Origin of the sequence: Leisingera sp. XS_AS12 (genome assembly GCF_041224635.1) — a bacterium.
GTDB lineage: Bacteria > Pseudomonadota > Alphaproteobacteria > Rhodobacterales > Rhodobacteraceae > Leisingera.
In genome coordinates, this window is sequence record NZ_JBGFGM010000015.1 from 1 (window position 1) to 5,451 (window position 5,451).

At 56.9% G+C, this 5,451-nt stretch carries 5 protein-coding genes; all 5 read right to left on the reverse strand.

Translation table 11 applies throughout. The features are described 5' to 3' along the window. Positions 1-429 precede the first annotated feature (429 nt). Positions 430-2,364 carry a DUF3732 domain-containing protein gene (locus tag AB9K35_RS00085; protein ID WP_369923896.1) on the reverse strand — a complete coding sequence of 645 codons (1,935 nt, stop codon included), beginning with the start codon at positions 2,362-2,364 and terminating at the stop codon, positions 430-432. Further along, positions 2,361-2,864, reverse strand: coding sequence for a three component ABC system middle component (locus tag AB9K35_RS00090; protein WP_369923897.1), 504 nt, complete (start codon positions 2,862-2,864; stop codon positions 2,361-2,363). The genes AB9K35_RS00085 and AB9K35_RS00090 overlap by 4 nt, the downstream gene beginning before the upstream one ends. Continuing rightward, on the reverse strand, positions 2,857-3,546 hold the full coding sequence (locus AB9K35_RS00095) for an ABC-three component system protein (RefSeq protein ID WP_369923898.1): 690 nt from the start codon (positions 3,544-3,546) through the stop codon (positions 2,857-2,859). The genes AB9K35_RS00090 and AB9K35_RS00095 overlap by 8 nt, the downstream gene beginning before the upstream one ends. A 6-nt stretch (positions 3,547-3,552) precedes the next feature. Then, the gene (locus tag AB9K35_RS00100; protein ID WP_369923899.1) at positions 3,553-5,103 is read right to left on the reverse strand and encodes an IS66 family transposase; all 1,551 of its coding nucleotides are present in this window, start codon (positions 5,101-5,103) and stop codon (positions 3,553-3,555) included. A gap of 54 nt (positions 5,104-5,157) precedes the next feature. Beyond that, a partial coding sequence (tnpB, locus tag AB9K35_RS00105; protein WP_369923901.1) for an IS66 family insertion sequence element accessory protein TnpB occupies positions 5,158-5,451 on the reverse strand: 294 nt, incomplete at its 5' end.

The following is a 5,451-nucleotide window of genomic DNA, read 5'->3' on the forward strand; positions in this document are numbered from 1 at the left end:
CCCGACGCGTAGATCTCGACGCCCAGCGATTTGAGAAACGAATTTGTAGCACACATTGCGAAACGCACTCCCCATCATGAGATGGAGATCACTTCGCAGCCGAAGCCATCAGCAGCAACGTGGGGTCGAGACGCCGCTTACATCTCACTCACCAAGAAAGAGAGTACAATGACAGAAACAGCAAGCCAATGACATCCTGCACTAACCAGGAAATTTGGTCTAGATCGCGTAGCAGGGGCACAACTTCAGGCGACCACTCGCCACAGGGGCAGCAGGATTAGCCCCTACCTGCTCCGGCTCAGTTCGCTGCTGCCGCAGAGAGCCCTATGATTATGCTGCCGCAAAGCTATTGAAGGTTGGCAATTGCATTCATCGGTCAGAGACAGGCAAACCTCTTTTCAAATTTTTCAATGAAGCTTGTCACGTTAACTACCCCTCAGGCCAACTAGCCGGGATGAGGGCATTTTCACCACGCCACTCCTCTGAAATGGCCCTCTCAAACCATTCGGTTCTCAAGTGAGCGTGGTCCAGGACGATGAGCTGAAAGGGTGCCTCGATCTCTTGGCAAGCCCGGTGCATCAATTCAAAAAGGGACTGAACCGCGCGCCTGTCTTCATCAATGTCGATTTCATCCAGTGAACCATCCTTCGCATCAGGTGGATAGTAAGCTTGTGTGGGCTGATCGAGAACCAAGAAGGCCGGTACCGGCCTATGGCGCTTGCGAAACCACCAGTGCAGCGCAAGGTGTGCCAAGACATGGTAACCAACCCAGTTCTCACCGCTTCCCATTCGGCTAAGAGGAATGGGGCCGTCTTCAGTGTTAGCAACTACTGTAAGTTTCTTGACGTCAAGCCGGAGCGAACTGCCCTGGTACTCCAGGTTCAGCATACTGGAGTACTCCGTCATTTTCTGACTTATGAAGTCTAGGAAGGTTGTGATTTTCGATTCTGTTTCTTCGGACCGAAGCTTTGCAAGAACGGTGGTTATGAGTTGCTTGGCACGATCAAGTTCGGCTTCATCAAAACTCTCATCTTCTTCAGGCGATACAGTTTCCAAAAAGTTCAATAGGCGGCCAACATAGCGTGCCCGAGCCACAAGCTGTTCTTGGGCAGCTCTTGCCTGTTCGTCCGATGCGACAGCTCTTCGCAATTCTCGGGACACTTCTCGCAGGTCAATACTTAGCCCCTGGATCTTCTCTTCAAGCAAGGCGATGTGGGAGAGCAAATGAGGACTTTCTTTGTGCACGGACTGCAGTTGAAGCTCAACGTCATCGAGGGCTTGGTTGATCTCCGCCAGCTTTGGAGTCGGGTTGTCTTGAGGTGTCTCGCATAGCGGGCAAATCTTTCTGTCGCCAAGCGGTTCTTTGTAAATGCCGATGCTGCTCAGTCTAGATTTTTGCTCTGAGACTTCTTTGCCATAGTCTGTTTGAGCTGAAAGAAATGCTTCAGTTGCTGAGCGATCATTCGATAATTCCTCAATGCGATTCCAAATTGACCGCCGTTCGTCCTCTAGTTGCTGTATTGTATCGCCGAAGTCTTGGTATCCTACAGGCTCCTCAACGTCCGTTTGTGCGATTTGCGATAAGTAATCAAAAACGGTGTCGTCAACGGCTTGGTAGTCCTGAGGGATCAAACCAACTCGCTTGCCGTCATTCACCAAACGTGTGACCCGTGATCTGCTTACTTCGATGGCCTGAAGCTGCTTGTTCTTCTGAGCTTCCAGAATTCGCAATTGCTTCCGTAGTTCATCAAGCTCGGCCAAATACCTGAAGTGCTCTTCATCCACGGCACCGAGGAAGTATGGGAGAGTGTCCCGCAACGCCAGTGCTCGGAACGTGTCATCCATGCGATTAAACAATTGGTCCTTACGGGCAACCACCCCTTGTGGCTGAAAGCACAGAAATAGTGCGTGGGAAATGTTGGCACTCAGCGGGTCTCGGGTCCCAGATACAGGTCGGTGCTCGTTCTCGGCGATGCCTGCAAACTGAGTCATAAAAGTCTTGAGACTCGTTTCTGTCGTGTTCTTGGAAATCTCATCGATACTCGGCCACTCTTCGAGCAATCCTCGCCTGAAGAAAACCTTGGAGCCAGTTGAGGCACCTGTTCCAGGATTATCTCGGGCAATGAAAACCTCATCTCCGTTGTTTTCGAGGTGTAATCCGAACCAGGAAACCTTCTTGCGAATAACGCCTTCTGCGACGTTGTAGCTTCCACTGCCAAGGCAATAATCGATAATATCGATTATGGCCGACTTGCCCGTTTTTGATTTGCCTGTGATGATGGTCAGCCCGTTGGAATTGAGATGAATGGGTCGAGCTTCACCTGTGTGGCTGTATACGACAATGCTTCTGATAATAAAGCTCATGGTCTTACTCCCCATCCTGAGAGGACTGACGTTTCCGACCCAGATTTCGCAAACCACTTAGCCAAGAAACGAGTTGCAGCTACGGCTTCGTTCACGTCGCTAGACACTGTGCCCAAAAATCCTGGCGTGAAGTGTCCCTTCTGCGAACCGATCACCATCCTATGCTCTTCCCCGAACTCAAGTACTTGTTGGTGCAGCGCAAACTTTGCCCCGTCCCGGAGCAGTGGCAAGAGCGCCCTGCAACGTCTGGGAAGATCAACCAAGACATCCTCGTTTTCTTGAATCCACTCGTAGAGGGAAGTTACTGTGCGGCGCGGAAGTCGATTTCGTGTCTGCCTGTGCAAAGAAAGCGCAGGGAAAAGGTAGATGTAGGTGATTGGACAAGCCTCCCCCTTGGCTTTGCAAAACTCTCGCACGTAATCGCACATTAGCGAGGATAGAAAGGCTGGGTTGAAGGTGTAGCTTTCTTCACGGGGGCGATTTTTCCAAGCCTTACTCATCTTCCTGCTCCTGAGACGGCTCGACAGGATCACCGAATTCGGGGTGCCATCTAACTTTCTTCTGATCGGCAAGACCGTGGTAGGAGCCGGCGGTGATCCACTTCTCAACCACGTTTCGAAGGGGCGTGGATTCCTGCGTGGCCCAAAGAAAAACTCGTCTGCCAAGCATGACTTTTTCCATGCTACTCGCGGCATTCTCCATCAGTAGTTCAGATTCGAACCTTCGCCGCCAGGAATCCTCAAGCTTCGAATCATACCCGGACAGTTCGTCTTCCAGTATCAGGTTCTCTCTGCTCCATCGGGATCGTTGCGCATAGGCGCGGTAAAAGTCAGAGGTGGCATTCCGAACCATGCCATCAGTAAGCTGGATTGCCCGCATCTGCCGCACAAACAGCCGGGACTCGTCGTCGTCGCTGTACTTTTTGACTTTGAGTTCGTTTGGATCATCGATTGGCAAAGCCCCTTCAGACAACGATTTGCCAATTTCGTGGGCCTTGAGGATTACGTGCTGTACAGGGATGCCCTTGTCCTCGAGTCCCATAAGGTGCTGGCTGATCCGATTTAACCACCAGCCTTCCAAATACTCTGCAGCAAGCTCTGAGTGGTCTGGTGCAAGAATGATGAGTTCGGCAGCAATCTCCGAGAAAACGTCTGTGAGGTGTAAGCGCTGTCTGCGCCCCACGCGGGATCAGCTTGACGTGGTGAAGTTCCAGGGCAGCAGCTCGTCGATCTTGCTGGCCGGGTGACCGGAGGCGATCGCTTCGAGGGTCGCCTTGAGGTAGGCGAAGGGCTCCACGCCGTTGATCTTCGCGGTGGCGATCAGGGAGGCGATGCGGGCCCAGGTGCGGCCGCCCTCGTCGTGGCCGGCGAAGAGTGCGTTCTTTCTTGTCAGGGCGATCGGGCGGATCAGGTTTTCGACGGCGTTGGAGTCCATCTCGACGCGGCCGTCGCGGAGGAAGGTCTGCAGGCCGCCCCACTGGCGGTGGATGTAGGTCAGCTTCTCGCCGAGGCGCGACTTGGCCGAGATACGCAGACGCTGCGCCTGAAGCCAATCACCGAACTCGGCCACGAGGGGCGCGCTGCGGGCCTGACGGGCCGACAGACGTTGGCCCGGGCCCATGCCCCGGATCTCGACCTCGATGCGGTAGAGCTCAGCGATCCGGCGCAGGCCCTCGGCGGCGATTTCCGAGCCGTCGCGGTCGAAGACCTCCTTCAGCTTGCGCCGCGCATGCGCCCAGCAGTGGGCCACCGTGATCGGCGCGCCGCCCTTGCGGGAGGGGCGCGTCAGCCGGTCATAACCGGTATAGCCATCCAGTTGCAGGATGCCATCGAAGCCCTGCAGGATCTGCTCGGCATGGGCGCCAGCACGGCTTGGGCAATAGGTGAAGACCACGCCGGGCGGGTCATCGCCGCCCCATCCACGATCATCCCGGGCAAGCGCCCAGAGGTAGCCGGTCTTGGTTCGGCCGCGTCCGGGGTCGAGGACCGGAGCCGTGGTCTCATCCATGAACAGCTTTCCGGAGGACTTGATGTGTTCCGCCAGCCGGTCGACCACGGGGCCGAGGTGGAAGGCCGCTGTGCCAGCCCAGTCCGCCAGGGTGCTGCGGTCGATCTGGATGCCGGAGCGGGCAAGGATCTGGCTCTGTCTGTAAAACGGCAGGTGGTCCGCGAACTTGGACACCAGGACATGTGCGATGGCCCCTTCGGTCGGCAGCCCGCCTTCGATCAGCCGGGGTGCGGCGACAGCCTGAATGACCCCATCCGAGCAGATGCGGCAGGCATACTTCGGCCGGATGTCGACCAGCACCCGAAGCTGCGCAGGCACGATGTCCAGCCGCTCGGTCCGATCCTCGCCGATCCGGTGCATGCGGCCGCACCCACACGGGCACTCAAGGCTCGCCGGTTCGATGATACGCTCGATGCGCGGCAGGTCCGCGGGCAGATGGCCGAGATTGCGCTGCCGTGTCGCGCGCGGGGTCCTGGTGGATGGCGCGGTCTGCTCCTTGCGGGTCTCGACCTCCGCGACTGCGGTTTCCAGGTCTTCGAAGGCCAACTGCCGGTCGTCATCACTCAGCTTCTCGGACCGTTTGCCATGCACGACATGGTTCAGCTCAGCCACGAGATGCTCGAGCCGCCGGTTGGCATCCTTCAACGCGCCGTTCTCCTGAAGCAGCGCCAGAACGGCCGCGCGCTGGCTCTCGGGGATCGCGGAAAGGTCGAGGGGCGGGGTGCTGGACATGCGCGGATTATACCGCGCCAAATGCGTCGATGCCCTATCATTCCCTGGGGCGAGTCACTCTGCCACAGCTGGTCTGCGCACCTCCAGCGATCGCACACGGCGCCAGTCCAGGCCGGCAAACAGGGCCTCGAACTGTGCCCGGTTCAGCGTCATGGCCCCATCCCTGATCGCAGGCCAGGTGAAGGTGCTTTCTTCCAGCCGTTTGTAGGCCATCACGAGCCCGCTGCCGTCCCAGAACAGGATCTTCAACCGGTCGGCGCGCTTCGACCGGAACACGAAGACCGTGCCCGTGAACGGATCCTCGGCAAGCGTCGACTGAACCAGCGCCGCGAGACCGTCATGCCCCTT

Coding starts and splice junctions, on each gene's coding strand:
- AB9K35_RS00085 (WP_369923896.1), bottom strand. CDS start 2,364: ATGAGCTTTATTATCAGAAGCATTGTCGTATACAGCCACACAGGTGAA.
- AB9K35_RS00090 (WP_369923897.1), bottom strand. CDS start 2,864: ATGAGTAAGGCTTGGAAAAATCGCCCCCGTGAAGAAAGCTACACCTTC.
- AB9K35_RS00100 (WP_369923899.1), bottom strand. CDS start 5,103: ATGTCCAGCACCCCGCCCCTCGACCTTTCCGCGATCCCCGAGAGCCAG.